Origin of the sequence: Xanthomonas campestris pv. phormiicola, assembly GCA_025666215.1 — a bacterium.
Lineage (GTDB): Bacteria > Pseudomonadota > Gammaproteobacteria > Xanthomonadales > Xanthomonadaceae > Xanthomonas_A > Xanthomonas_A campestris_A.
Genome location: CP102593.1, coordinates 1307350 through 1320594 on the forward strand (window position 1 = coordinate 1307350; position 13245 = coordinate 1320594).

At 59.5% G+C, this 13245-nt stretch carries 11 protein-coding genes; 5 read left to right on the forward strand and 6 right to left on the reverse strand.

Features of this window, described 5'->3' with window-relative positions:
• Position 1: 1 nt before the first annotated feature.
• Genes NRY95_05335 through NRY95_05355 form a run of 5 tightly spaced genes read right to left on the reverse strand, consistent with a single transcriptional unit; the run spans position 2 to position 4839 of the window.
• Positions 2–859: an ABC transporter permease gene (locus NRY95_05335; GenBank protein UYC17386.1), complete on the reverse strand. Its 858-nt coding sequence runs from the start codon at positions 857–859 to the stop codon at positions 2–4.
• 2 nt (positions 860–861) lie between these two features.
• The gene (locus NRY95_05340; protein ID UYC17387.1) at positions 862–1977 is read right to left on the reverse strand and encodes an ABC transporter ATP-binding protein; all 1116 of its coding nucleotides are present in this window, start codon (positions 1975–1977) and stop codon (positions 862–864) included.
• Positions 1974–2804 (reverse strand): putative hydro-lyase, encoded by an 831-nt coding sequence (locus NRY95_05345; GenBank protein UYC17388.1) that lies wholly within the window; start codon positions 2802–2804, stop codon positions 1974–1976. The genes NRY95_05340 and NRY95_05345 overlap by 4 nt, the downstream gene beginning before the upstream one ends.
• Entirely contained in the window at positions 2801–4039 is a 1239-nt protein-coding gene (locus NRY95_05350) for a Xaa-Pro peptidase family protein (GenBank protein ID UYC17389.1), read from the reverse strand. Before NRY95_05350 ends, NRY95_05345 begins: the two co-directional genes overlap by 4 nt.
• Positions 4036–4839 (reverse strand): IclR family transcriptional regulator, encoded by an 804-nt coding sequence (locus NRY95_05355; protein ID UYC17390.1) that lies wholly within the window; start codon positions 4837–4839, stop codon positions 4036–4038. The genes NRY95_05350 and NRY95_05355 overlap by 4 nt, the downstream gene beginning before the upstream one ends.
• 637 nt (positions 4840–5476) lie before the next feature.
• On the opposite strand from NRY95_05355, the gene NRY95_05360 reads away from it, so the two are divergent.
• The 4 genes from NRY95_05360 (at position 5477) to NRY95_05375 (ending at position 10321) form a co-directional block, all read left to right on the forward strand.
• Positions 5477–6061, forward strand: coding sequence for an RNA polymerase sigma factor (locus NRY95_05360; GenBank protein ID UYC17391.1), 585 nt, complete (start codon positions 5477–5479; stop codon positions 6059–6061).
• The gene (locus NRY95_05365; GenBank protein UYC17392.1) at positions 6058–7131 is read left to right on the forward strand and encodes a FecR domain-containing protein; all 1074 of its coding nucleotides are present in this window, start codon (positions 6058–6060) and stop codon (positions 7129–7131) included. The genes NRY95_05360 and NRY95_05365 overlap by 4 nt, the downstream gene beginning before the upstream one ends.
• 119 nt (positions 7132–7250) lie before the next feature.
• Positions 7251–7739: an STN domain-containing protein gene (locus NRY95_05370; protein ID UYC17393.1), complete on the forward strand. Its 489-nt coding sequence runs from the start codon at positions 7251–7253 to the stop codon at positions 7737–7739.
• On the forward strand, positions 7721–10321 hold the full coding sequence (locus NRY95_05375; protein UYC17394.1) for a TonB-dependent receptor: 2601 nt from the start codon (positions 7721–7723) through the stop codon (positions 10319–10321). Before NRY95_05370 ends, NRY95_05375 begins: the two co-directional genes overlap by 19 nt.
• A gap of 36 nt (positions 10322–10357) precedes the next feature.
• On the opposite strand, the gene NRY95_05380 is transcribed toward NRY95_05375, so the two are convergent.
• Complete coding sequence (locus NRY95_05380; protein UYC17395.1) at positions 10358–10498, reverse strand: hypothetical protein; 141 nt, start codon at positions 10496–10498, stop codon at positions 10358–10360.
• 151 nt (positions 10499–10649) lie between these two features.
• Between NRY95_05380 and NRY95_05385 the strand changes: the two genes are divergently transcribed.
• Positions 10650–13235, forward strand: coding sequence for a prolyl oligopeptidase family serine peptidase (locus NRY95_05385; GenBank protein UYC17396.1), 2586 nt, complete (start codon positions 10650–10652; stop codon positions 13233–13235).
• Positions 13236–13245 lie beyond the last annotated feature (10 nt).

Below are 13245 nucleotides of genomic sequence, written 5' to 3' on the forward strand. Positions count from 1 at the left end.
GTCATAAACCTTTCGACAGAGAGAGGAATCGTCTGAAGACGACAACAACGACAAGCGTGCCGGCCAGGAGCAGCAACGAGAGAGCACTCGCAAAAGGCCAGTCCAAAAGTTCGGTTGCCTGTTGACTGATGAGCGTCGCGGCCATCAGCGTGTCTGGTCCCCCGACAAGCGCCGGCGTTATGTAAAAGCCGAGCGACAGAATGAAGACGATGAGGCAACCGGCGAAAATGCCAGGCAGGCTTAGTGGCAGCGTCACTGTTATGAAGCTTGTGATTGCGCCTGCACCGAGGTTGCGCGCCGCCCGCTCGTAGTCCGCCGGTATCGCTCGCAGCGCGCCGAAGATCGGAAGGATCATGTAGGGCAACAGAACATGCGTCATCGCTACCAGCACGGTAGCTTCGGTGTATAGGAGCTTGAGTGGTGCATCGGTGAGCCCGAGCCACCGAAGCAGGCCGTTGACGAGTCCGTTCGTCTGCAGCAGCACGATCCAGGCATAAGAGCGGACAAGTACGCTGGTCCACAACGGCACGAGCACGCAAGCGGTGACCAGTAGTGCGGTGCGCCCTGACAGCCGCGACATCAGCAGCGCAACCGGATAGCCCAACACAAATGCAGCCAATGTCACGGCCGCGGCGATACGGGCTGTCCGTAGGAAGACATTGACGTAGAGTGTGCTTTCCATGGCTCTGGCGAGATGCCGCAGGGTAAAGTCTGGGTCGAACACTGCCATTGCTAGCAGGCGCCCGACAGGATAGAGGAAAGCGCCGCAGAACAGGGCGATCAGTGGCAATAACAGGATCAACGCCGTGCCTGGATTGTAGATGCCGGCAGTAGAGGTGTTGGTCATACGGGCGGCCATTGTCAGGTTCCTTCCCGAAAGACGCTCGCGCGCGATGCGTCGAGGACAATTCCGACAGAGCTGCCGACCTGCAACTTCCTGCACGCGCCAGGTTCTGCCTGGACCTGCAGAAGCTCACCATTGGCAAGGCGGATAAAGGCAAGCTCTGATGATCCGACGAAACGGGATCCTTCCAATGTCCCCAGGAGCTGCGCGGTTCCGTCGACGGCCAACCTCAGCGCTTCGGGCCGTAACGCGATGCGGACAGAAGCTCCCGCTTCGATGTCGCGGCATCGATTGAGTGGCACAATAACATCGGCCTCATCATGTAGTCGTATCCGGGCGTCGGTGCCTTCCAGTGCTAGGCACGTCGCTATGAGAAAGCTGGTGCGTCCGATGAAGTCGGCAACAAAAGGTGAAGCAGGTTCATCGTAAAGTTCATCGGGAGTGCCTACCTGTTCAATCCGACCTCGGTTCATAACGACGATGCGGTCCGATAGGCTAAGAGCCTCCTCTTGGTCATGCGTCACGTATATGATCGTGACGCCTACGGTACGGTGTAGCCTCATAATCTCAAGCTGCATCTGGTCTCTGAGCTTCTTGTCCAGGGCCGACAGAGGTTCGTCCATCAGCATGACCGGCGGCTGGGAGACGAGTGCGCGGGCCACGGCGACACGCTGCTGCTGACCGCCAGACAGGGCTGTTGGCATACGCGTGCCCAGACCATCGAGGCTGATCAACTTCAAAGCTTCCTCGACTCGTTGTCGAATTTCCGCGCGATCCACGCCGCGTCGCTTAAGTGGGTAAGCGATGTTGTCGGCAACCGACATGTGGGGGAATAGCGCATACCGCTGAAATACCATGCCCAAGCCGCGCTTTTCGGGGCGCGTGTGTGTCATGTCCTGATCGCCGATAATCAGGCGGCCGGATGTCGGCTTCTCAAAGCCGGCGATCATCATCAGGAGCGTCGTCTTGCCAGAGCCGGATGGCCCCAAGATCGAAACGAATTCTCCCGGTTTCACTGTGAGCGAAACGTCGTCTACAGCCGTGACGAATGGACCGTAAGATTTTTTGATTGCTTCCACTGCGACACCGGCACCAGCAATGGAGGCTTCCTTCAACATTGAAACGGCATTCATGTGCGGGTCTCCCCGAGCAGGATATCGGTCACAAACATATGTCCAGCTGCATGAGTGATCATCTCGGGAATGCCGGACGCTATGGCGATGGCTTGGGGCGTAACCCCACACGCCCAAAAGACCGGGACATCGTTCTCGCGCAGGGCATTGAAGCGTCCCCACTCCACATTGGAGAGATCGGGAATGCCAATCGCGGCGGGATCGCCGACATGCAGTGGTGATCCATGCGCCAGCGGATAGCGACTGCTAATCTCTCGGGCTTCCTCAACGCGATCGTAGGGGATAGGCCGCATGGTGACGACGACGGGGCCGTGCAGCCGGCCGGCCGATCTGCATTGGATGGAAGAGGTGTAGACGGAGATTCGGCCGTCCTCTGTTTCGAGATGGCGTTGCCGTATGCCGGCGCCCTCTAGGGCCTCATCCATTGAGTTGGAACAACCGATGAGGAAGGCGACGTGGTCCTTACGCCAGAGGTCGGCGATAGAGCGCCGTTCCTCAACTAGCTGTCCATTGCGGAAAACGCGATAACCCGGCAGGTCATTGCGAATGTCAGCCCCTGGGGCGCAAAAGCTGGGCTCCGGGTTCCCCGTCTCCGTGACTTCGATAATTGGACAAGGCTTCGGATTGCGTTGTGCAAAAAGGAGGAAGTCATAAGCGTAAGCTTCGGGCAGAATTGCCAGGTTAGCTTGGACGTAGCCTCGCGCCAGTCCATGCGTCGCGCGCGTCCATCGGCCGGCGCGCACTGCCGCGCGAACCTCGGCACCGGATGCTGCAGATAGGTTGGCTCGACTTAGCGAGTTGGAGATGTTCTCAATAGCAGCTGTCATGTATCCATCTCCATAAGCGCCCCTGAAGTGGTCATGAAGGTTTCCACGCCATCGGCGCGGACGACCACGGTGTCCTCGACCTGCAGTCCGCCCCAGCCGAGTTCGTAATAGGGCGTCTCCACGCACAGGACCATGCCCTCCTCAATGATGTCCTTGCTTGTTGGCGTCAGGTCGGGGAGGTCGTAACCATCTAGACCGATGCCGTGGCCAACATGCGAGCGAGCGTAATGCGGGATCCCTTCGCGGCGAACCGTCTCTACGGCGATGTCAAAAATCGTGGATGCCGCAACGCCGGGTTTGATCGCTTCAAGTGCCGCCACAACGCCGAGATGAAGCGCGCGATGGTATTGGCGGACGCGGTCTGGTGCAGGTCCAAGCGTCGCGATCCTGGCAATATCAGCGCGGTAATGTTTGTAGCGACCGCCCGCGTCGAAGCGAATGATGTCACCTTTGGCGAGTGCTGCTTCGGAAGGCTGAACGTTGGGCATAGCGCTGCGCGAGCCGAAGCCAATGCAACCCAGGACAGGCCAGGCATCTTCTGCCACCGTTTGGGCGTGGAATGCACGTGCCATTTCGATCTCCGTGATGCCCGGTCGTGCGATTGCGAGTGCCGCGGCGATCGAACGCTCGGTGATCTGTGCTGCCTGCCGCAGGGAGTTGATCTCGTTCGCCGTTTTGACGGCTCGGATCGCGCGAAAGAGGCGCATCGCCGGAATGAGTTGGGCGTGGGGAAGACGTGCCTGCAACTGTTCCCAATTGCCGGGCAATAGGCCCAGTTCATCGACCGCGATCCGGGCAGAAGAGAGCCCGCGGGCTTCGATTGCGGCCACCAGTGCGGCCATCGCGTCCTCGTCAGCCGGTAGGTCATCGAGCACGGCTTGCCGGGCGCTTAGTGGATCAAGCTGCCCTTCACTGCGATCCAAGCGAAAGTACCCGAAACGACGGACATCCTTAACCCACACCGGTTGATCAGCCAAAAGGTCGAGCAACGAACTGGCGGCTACTAAGCAAGCGTTCTCGGGATCTGCAGCGGGAATCAGGACGTAGGTCTGGGGGCCACGCCGGATCCACTGCGAAAGCGCCCAATAGCCGCTAGAATATGTGACGTTCTCAGGCGATGTGGCAACAATGGCATCGATGCCTTCGGCCGAGAGAACCGTTCGTAGTCTCGGCATGTTCACCAGGCGCTGAGCCGTTGCCCATTGCGAGCCGGCTTCCAGGGATAGGTCGTTCATCTTGCCTCCTGCATTGTGGAATCATCGGTGAGCCTTGGCGGCGGTCCTGCGTAGCCAATCGACTGAGAGCACCGGTAGGCGGCCTGCCGAACGAGACGGATGGCGTTGGCCATCTCGCTTGGCTCATTCTCATGGGGGAGTAGTGCAACACTGATCGAGGCGACGGGCTCGTCACGGGCATCACGCACCAACGCGGCGGCTGACGCCACCCCTTCGATATTTTCGCTGAACACCGTCGCATAGCCTTGGTGCCGAATGGTGGCCAAGTCAGAAAGTAACTCTGCAATGGTTTGCCGAGTTCTCGCGGTGTAGCGAGTCAAAGGTTCTGGACCGAGGATTTTACGAACCTCAATTTCGGGCAATGTTGAGAGCAGCATTTTCCCGATCGCAGTGGAATGCAGGTTGATGCGTGATCCGGGCAGTATCCGGACGGAAATTGGCCCGCTGCTCTGGATGCTGTCGAGATACATGGCTGCGCCGTCACGGAGAACGCCGAGATAGCCATTGAGATGATGTTTGTCGGCAAGATCGGCGAGTTCACGCGTAACAGCGGACAGCAGCCTATCCTCGCGCCGCATGGTGCTGCCCAGGACGATCGCGCGATACCCGAGCCGATAACGCTTGGTTTCACTCGCCTGAGCGACGAAGCCATTCGCATGAAGGGTATTGACCAAGCGCTGCACGATTGTGGGGCTCAACGTTAGTTCCCGCGCAATGTCACGAATCCCCAACTCGGCATCCGACGTGCCAAGCAGGTTCAAGATGGTGAGCCCACGCTCCAGTGATTGATTTCCAGCCATGTTCCTATAATCGCAACAGTGAACCTATATTTGTATAATTACGAAATTTTACTTTTGTAGTCAATCCGGTTGCCGATTAAAAAATGTGCGACGCTGCTCTTAGTGGGACATGGCGCGGTCACGCGGATCGCCTGCACTTGATGCGAGCGAAGTGAGCAGCTGGTTGCACGGTGATTTCCACTGTGGTCCCCTCAAGCAAGGCGGGTATGGCAGTGTCGAAACGGCCGCGGCCAAACATCGAGGCGCGGATTTTTCTTTCTAACGCGTCTTAGAAAGGCACGCATGGTGCCACGGTGCCGTGTCGGCTGAGCCGCTCTCTTTTTACCCCTGTTGCCCGAGTACGCTCGGGCATTTTTTTGCCAGGGACGCCTCTGGGAGATACCGGAAGGCATGAGTTGCTATCAGCGTTCTCCGTCAACTGCGGCCCTGGGGACGACATCCGATCGGGCGCACAGCGCAGCTTTTGCCAAGGCCGCGAAACAGCCGTGGCTGGAACGTATAGAAGACGGGCTACAGTGCCATTTCCGCCATTCCTACTGCTAGGTAACGAAAACAAGGACTTGACCGCCGATTTTACTTTACATTGCCTGGTGAGAGGCGTTCCATAGGCAAGACAGCCGCTGTGCCAGCCCCCGACATGTCGATCGATCGCCATCAATGGTTTCTCGACCAGGTCTTCTGCCATCGTCCGATGCTGCAGGGGTATCTACGCAAGTACCTGAATGCCGCTGAAGACATCGACGATGTTATCCAGGACACCTATCTGCGCGTCCACGGCATCCAGGACTACACCACCGTCGAATCGCCCAAGGCGTTGCTGATCACCATCGCCCATAACCTTGCAGTGGATCTGGTGCGTTGTCGCGCCAGCCGCGCTACTGATGCCGTGGCGGATTTCGATGCGCTGGGCGTCTCTACGGATGCTCCTCCTTTGGAAGAGCAAATCGATGCGCGTCATCGGTTCGAGGCCTTCTGTTCAGCAGTGGACGCGCTGCCTCCGATCTGTCGGCGCGTGTTCGTGTTGAGGAAGGTCTACAAGTTGTCGCAAGCGGAGATCAGCGCAGTGCTGGGAATTTCGCAAAGTACGATCGAGAAGCACGTTGTCAAAGGCCTGATGCGCTGCCGGGACCACCTGCGCGAACGCGATCTCGCAAGTGGAGTGGACGCACCGGTGATGGGAGAGACCGCGTGCCGCGCCAGGGATGAAGGGAGCGCGTTGTGAGCGATGTAGTCAGGCTTCGCAGTCTTGTCGAGGTGGAAGAAGAGGCGGCCGTATGGGTCTGGCGTCTGGACGATGAGGCGATCACGTCTGAGTTCCAGACCGAGTTCGAGGCATGGCTTCGCCGCGATCCTCGTCACCGCCGTGCTTTCGAGGAGTTGGGCGGGGTGTGGAAGGCGCTGGATGAACTTGCCGAGGCCAAGCGTGATGAAAAGGTTGCCACCTTCGTGGCCGAAGAGCGGCGGCTCTACACCCCCCCTTCCAAGCGCAAGCGCGGAAAATTGCGAGTGATATCGTCCTGGGCATTGGTCGCTTCGCTTACGCTTGCGGCGGTCATCTATATGTGGCGCCAACGGGACAACGAATCGCAGACCTTGGCAACGGCGGTCGGGCAGCACCGCAGCGCCACACTTGCAGACGGGTCCGTGGTCGAACTCAACACCAATACCATCCTCGAAACAAACTTTAGCCGCGGGCAGCGCGTGATCCATCTGCGCAAGGGCGAAGCCACCTTCCAAGTGGCGCACAACCCTGAGCGGCCGTTCCTGGTGCACGCCGGCGACATCGTCGTGCGCGCCGTTGGCACCCAGTTCAATGTGCGCGTTCGCGACGCATTGGACGTAGAGGTGATCGTCACCGAGGGCAGGGTGGAAGTGAAGCCGACGGCCGCCACGCCAGCGCCGCGGGCACGGGCTGGCGCGAGCCAAACTGCGGTGCCCGCGACACGTGCCTTGGTCGCCGGACAGCGCTACGACGCTATATCCCAGGCTGCGCCGGTGGACAGTATTGCCCCAGCCGCGGTTGCTAACACCTTGGCCTGGCGCCAAGGCGCAATCGTGTTCGATGGGGAGCCGTTGGCTCAGGCCCTTGCCGAGTTCAACCGCTATTCGGATACGCGCCTGGTGGTGGCCGATGCCAGTATCCGCGACCTACGGGTGGGCGGGCGATTTCGCACTGGCGATGTTGAGGGCTTCCTCGATGCGTTGAGCCGGACCTTTCCGATCGCAACGCGCAAAGGAGCCGACAACTTGATCTACGTACAGGCCCGTACGGCCCCATCTAACCGCCAGTAGTCCGCATCGCCCGGTAGACGCACCACTTGGCGCGGTGCGCCTGATGGCAATGGCGGAAAGCCCTCAATGCCCCGTCTTGTGTGAACCGGGCATCGAAAAGCCCTTACGGATAGACACCGATGGGCAAGGTCGCCACACCGTTCGTATTGCTTCTGGCGCTCGTGGTCTTTGGCGTCCCAGCCTGTTCTCGTGCCGACCCTGCCAAGATCCAGTTCGACATTCCCGAACAGGTCGCCGCCACCGCACTGAATGAATTCGCGCGCCAAGCGGATATCACGTTGATCTTTGCCTACGACGTCGTGGACGGCATTCAAACGCGCCCGCTGCAAGGCACGTTCACGGTGGACGAAGGTCTGTCCCGGTTGCTGGGAGGCACACCGCTCACATACCGGCGATCTCATGAAGGCCTGTATCTCGTTTGTCGGTCAAGTGCGTGCGGGGCGCTGGTCAGCTTCGACCACCTTGTCGATGACGAAAAACGCCCACGTAAGCCACCTCCGGATGGCGGATTTGGTGCGGCGACCCGTCTCTATAGCAAGCCGGTGGCGCGACCGGAAACCTATTCTACTTCTCGGGGGAGAACGCATCCATGCAAGACCATACTGTGATCCGCAAGCACCGGCTTTCCGTGTTGTGTAACGCGTTGGCTGCCATCCTGATCACCGGAGCGGCCATCAACAGCGCCGCCGCGCAGCCGGATGCTAGCGTGACGCAATTCGAAGTGCCGGCGCAGTCAGCTGGCACTGCGCTCAATGCCTTCGCTGCACAGGCCGACATCACCTTGGTGTTCTCGCCTGATGTTGTCTCAGGTATCGAAACGACCACCTTGGAGGGCCAGTACACCACCGAGGAAGGGCTTCGGCGCATGCTGGAGGGCACGGGTCTGACGTGGCAGAAAGCGCGCGACGGTGCGATCGCCATCAGCAAAGCGGTTGAGCGGGGGGGCGAACAAGCGGAAACGGGAGAGCAGACGCTGGAGACCATCACCGTGACGGGCACGCGCATCCGCGGCGGGGTGAGCGCCTCGCCGACGATCACCATGGACGAGCGACAGTTCAAGGAGGAGGGCTTCACCGACCTGGGCGACGTGATCCGCAGCATTCCGCAGAACTTCCGCGGCGGTCAAAATCCAGGTGTGAATTTGGGAGCTACAGCGGGCAGCTCAAATAACCGAAATGAGAGTGGAGGTTCATCATTGAACCTCCGAGGCCTCGGACCCGACGCCACTCTCACGTTGCTCAATGGACGTCGTCTGAGCTATGACTCGCTGAACCAAGCCATTGATATCAGTGCTATCCCCATCGAAGCCGTAGAGCGTATCGAAATCGTTCCGGACGGCGCATCGGCCATTTATGGTTCCGACGCGGTGGGCGGTGTCGCCAACGTCATCCTCAAGCGCGACTTTGACGGTGTGGTGGTGGGGGCGTTGTACGGCGATTCTGCCGATGGTGGCTTGGAACGACATGACTACACCGTCACCGCCGGAGCGGCTTGGGAGTCCGGCGGTTTGATTGGAACCTTCAAGAAATCCAGTACGGATCCCATCTTCGCGGCTCAGCGTGCGTACACGCAGTCGATGGTAGATCCGTCAACGCTCTACAACGGGAGTAAGCTCAATAGCGGCCTGATCAGCGCCTACCAGCGTCTTGGCGAGCGTGTCGAGTTGAAGTTGGACGCGTTGAGGACAGTCAGGCAGGCGTCCTCTTCTAACCCCTATCCGACTTACTACTTCGCTAATCATTCAGAATCAACGACGACACTACTGGCACCGGCTCTAGAAATATCGCTTCAAAGAGATTGGATGCTCGGGTTCGGCGCGTCACGTAGCCGTGGAGAGAATGTATTCCTTAACAATCTCGTCAGAAATGGCTCTGCCAGTCCGTCGTCAGCTGGCTGCTATTGCAATGACACGGTCACGTGGGAGATCGGATCGGAAGGGCCACTGGTTTCGTTTGGGTCGCGGGAAGTAAGGCTGGCGGTTGGCGTCGGCGGGCGCCGCGATGAGTATGCGAACAGGTCGTTCCTTTCGTCCTCGGACTTTGAAGGTGAGCAGCGAAACCGCTACGCGTATGCGGAGCTGTCTTGGCCTGTCATTGGATCAGATAATGCGCGACCTGGTGTGCAGAGGCTCGAGTTTAGTGTTGCTGGGCGTGCGGAGGACTACGACAGCTTTGGCCGAGTTACGACCCCGAAGCTTGGGGTGATCTACGATCCTGTCGAAGACATCACCCTCAAGGCGTCTTGGGGGCGCTCGTTCAAGGCACCGACGTTGAACCAACGGTTTTTTGGGAAGTACACATATCTCTGGCGGGCGAATCAATTGGGATGCACCTCGTGTGCTGCTACAGACACGGTGTTGATGTCCTTTGGCGCCAACCAGGATCTTGAGCCAGAACGCGCTCGCACCTGGACGGTGTCTCTGGCTTTCCATCCCGAAACCCTACCTGACCTGAATACTGAGATCACCTATTTCTCCATCGACTACAGGCAACGGGTTGCTTACCCGTTCTCAAATATTCTGACTAGCCTGCGCAACCCCGCAGACTATTCTGAATTCATTAGCTACGATCCAACTCTTGACCAACAACAGCAACTAATCTCGACCTACAACGAGGCTTTCTATAATCAGACATCTACCACATACGATCCAAATCGGGTCATTGCGATAGTCTCCGCTCAATACACGAACGTCGCTCGGCAAAAAGCCAAGGGCCTAGATCTGACAGGGAGCTATCGATTCGATTTTGCTCCAGGTCAGTTGGCTGTTCGGGGTGGTGTGAGTTGGATAGACCTATCGCAGCAGAATCTTGCTGGGCAGGATGCGTTTGATTTGTCCGGAAAAATCTACTTTCCGGCGAAGTTTAACGGTCGCCTCGGTGCTGTCTGGAGTCAGGCGGGGCTTAGTCTATCGGCGTTTGCCAATTATACTTCTGGTGTCACCAATAATGTCACGGCAGTCGCAGAGAACGGGGCTTCTTTCACGACCTTCGACACTACTGCGCGCTATGAGATCCAAGCAAATAATAGGGCGTTGGCTGGTTTGGCATTTGAACTATCGGTCACCAACTTATTCAACCGTGCGCCGCCCACCATCACGCAACCGAATTCAAGATTTGCGCCATTCGATTCGACGAACTATTCCGCAATCGGACGCTATGTGACGATGGCGATCAGCAAGACATGGCAATAAGTGGGGGCTCGAACCGCCCCCACTTACAGGCAGCAATCAGGGCATTGAGACAGGCTGGCCGGTATTCTCGAATATTTGTCCCGGGGCGCCTTTCGTCTCCTCAGAGACGGAGCCGAGTTCGATCGGTTCGAACTCGTCTTCCATCAATTCGCGGTGATCTTGTGCATTCATGTCCATGATCATTCTCCTTAATGTTGCGTTGGGTGACGCCATGAAAGTCATGACCCAGGAAGCGTAGCTCCGATGCTCGGCTATAAGAAGCTTATAAGCCAAATATAATTTACCTAATTTCGTTATCACTTTCCTCTTCGATCATCCAATTAAAGCCATGGCCATCTACGGCATGTACGCGCGTGTCCTCTCCAGCATCCTCGCCATCTCTGCTTTCTCGCCAGCCATGGCTGCGGAGGGCACCCACCCCGTGTCGGCGGATGACGTGCTGGCCGTGGAAGGGCTCGGCGCGGCGATCAGCGATCCGAACGGGCGCTGGTTGGTCTTCGAGCGTCTGCGTCCCTACGATCAATCGGACGACTTCAGTTTTCGCACCTATGCGGCGCAACATACCGGTCATCAGCTCTGGCGATACGATCCGAAAGCCAGCGCTACGCCGCAGTTGCTGCCGGGCCTCGATCCTGCGCCGCACAGCTATCAGCAAGGGTTTTCTCCCTCCGGTCGCTTTCTCGCAGTCATGCAGTACCGGCTCGGTACGCTGTCGCTGGCGGCCTACGATATGGCAGCCGAGAAGGCGGTGAGGTTCGCGCGGACGCCGGCCTTCAGCCGGGATGGCGCGCACAACCCGGTCTGGGTCTCCGATGACATGCTCATTTACGCGGCGCTACCGGAGGGCGATGCACCCGAGCTGACGAGCGTGCGCGCCCATACGGGGCGAACCTTAGCCAAGGCCTGGGAGGCGGCCTGGCGCGGCGATACCGTCACCGCGAGCGAAGTGCGTACTGTGGCTCAAGATCAGTCCGACCAACAGGAAGTAGGCAGCCTGTTGCTAGCCAATGCACGTACCGGCAAAGAAACGGTCATCGCCAACGGATTGTATGCCGACCTGCGGGTCTCCCCGGATCGGCGGTTAGTGGCGGCGCTTGCGGTCTCCAAGCCACGCCGGACCGATCCCAATGCACCCGTGACGGACGATCCGCGCCGCTACCGCCTGACCGTCTTCGATGTGGCGAGCGGCCGCGCGCGGTGTCTGGCTCCGGAACTGGACTTCTTCCCCTACACGATCGCCTGGTCGCCGGAAGGGACACGCCTTGCGGCATACGGGTGGCGGCCTGGTGAAGGCCCGCGCACGGGCAGGTTTTACGTGATCGACGTGCGAACGGGCATCACCGTGCGCTATGACCACGTTGGTCTTGATCTGGCATCGGAGCGGGAGCGCGGCTGGCTGCAACGCCCGGAACGGGTGAGCTTTCTCGGAGATGGCTTGGCCGTGTTTGCCCGGCGTATTCCCGCGTCGGAGAGCCAGGCGCCGCGGCTCACTTACCGCGATGTGCGTCCGGTCGGTCTGTCCAAGCCCGATTGGTACCGTCTGTCCGCGGACGGTACGTCCAGGAACCTGACCGATGGTCTTGCTGACGTGTCGGGCGTGCCGGTGCACGCGGGGCTCGATCATCTGACGGTCGTGGCGGCCGATGGCGTGTATCGCCTTGGTGCAGATGGCGAGCGCCGCCGCCTCACGCCTGAACTGCCGGGGCGCTTTCGCTTCCTGCCCTCCGGGACTTTCTCGACGCGCAGCTTGGTTGCCCGCCCGGAGTTCAGCGACGAGGCCTTGTTTGACGTCAGTGGGCCCGGCCCGGCGAAGATCGTCATGGTTGACCTGCGCGACAACCGCCAAGCCCGCACGGTCGTGGTGGACGCGCCGGCAGCCGATGCCACGCCGCTGGCGGGATCGTTGGCGTCCAGCACAATGCTCTTCCGTGCCGACGAGGGGCAGGGGTCACGGCTGCTCGTGACGACAGGTGGCAGTGGCACAGCGCCGCGCGAGATCGCACGGATCAATGCCCATCTGGCCGAGGTCGATCTGGGGACCTGGAAAACCGTGTCCTATCAGGTCGCCGATCCGCTGGGGAACGGCCCCGCGCAGACGATCGAGAGCTGCGTGTTGCTTCCGCCTGGCAATGGTGGTGCGCGGCAGCTGCCCACGATTATCGAGGTGTATCCCAACGCCGTCCCACGCTGCGGCCCCAGTGATGCGCGATTGGACGCGCCGAGCATCGATTCCCCCTACATTTGGGCCGGAAAGGGCTACGCCTATGCACGCCTGGCTCTGCCACGGCAGTTGCTCCGGACGGACGCTGGCCCAATCGCAGGGATGCCTAGCGCGGTCGAAGCCGGCGTGCAGGCGTTGGTGGCCGCCGGGGTCTCCGACCCGGCGCGGATGGCGCTGTTCGGATATAGTCAGGGCGGTGTGTCGGCGCTGTACGTGTCTGCATATTCCCATCGGTTCAAGGCGGTCATCGCCGTGAACAGTTGGGCCGATCTCTTCAGTCATTACTTCGGAGCGAATGGGGTCTACTCGTCAGTTTACGGGAGCTATTTCGGCGATTTCGGAAGGTACGACAGCATCGCCGGAAACGACTTCGGTATTGGCAAAACGCCGTTCGATGACCCGGACATCTACATCCGCAACAGTCCCGTTTTCCTCGCGCCGCGGATCGATGCGCCTGTACTGCTGTTCCATACCGACATGGACAGCTTTTCCATGTCGCAGTTCGATGAGATGTATGCCGCGCTCAGCCGCGCCGGGAAAGACGCGCGCTATGTGCGGTATTGGGGTGAGGGGCATGCCCCTTCTTCTCCGGCGAACATGCGCGATCTGTGGGAGCGTATGGACGCGTTCTTGAGTGAGAAGGGCGTCAAACCGAACGCTGTCGACCGGCCAGGCCAGGTACCGGATTTGTAGAAGTTGGCAT

Bases quoted from the DNA above. Each gene is read 5' to 3' on its own strand.
- NRY95_05335 (UYC17386.1), bottom strand. From the start codon at position 859: ATGGCCGCCCGTATGACCAACACCTCTACTGCCGGCATCTACAATCCA.
- NRY95_05340 (UYC17387.1), bottom strand. From the start codon at position 1,977: ATGAATGCCGTTTCAATGTTGAAGGAAGCCTCCATTGCTGGTGCCGGT.
- NRY95_05345 (UYC17388.1), bottom strand. From the start codon at position 2,804: ATGACAGCTGCTATTGAGAACATCTCCAACTCGCTAAGTCGAGCCAAC.
- NRY95_05350 (UYC17389.1), bottom strand. From the start codon at position 4,039: ATGAACGACCTATCCCTGGAAGCCGGCTCGCAATGGGCAACGGCTCAG.
- NRY95_05355 (UYC17390.1), bottom strand. From the start codon at position 4,839: ATGGCTGGAAATCAATCACTGGAGCGTGGGCTCACCATCTTGAACCTG.
- NRY95_05360 (UYC17391.1), top strand. From the start codon at position 5,477: ATGTCGATCGATCGCCATCAATGGTTTCTCGACCAGGTCTTCTGCCAT.
- NRY95_05370 (UYC17393.1), top strand. From the start codon at position 7,251: ATGGGCAAGGTCGCCACACCGTTCGTATTGCTTCTGGCGCTCGTGGTC.
- NRY95_05375 (UYC17394.1), top strand. From the start codon at position 7,721: ATGCAAGACCATACTGTGATCCGCAAGCACCGGCTTTCCGTGTTGTGT.
- NRY95_05380 (UYC17395.1), bottom strand. From the start codon at position 10,498: ATGGACATGAATGCACAAGATCACCGCGAATTGATGGAAGACGAGTTC.
- NRY95_05385 (UYC17396.1), top strand. From the start codon at position 10,650: ATGGCCATCTACGGCATGTACGCGCGTGTCCTCTCCAGCATCCTCGCC.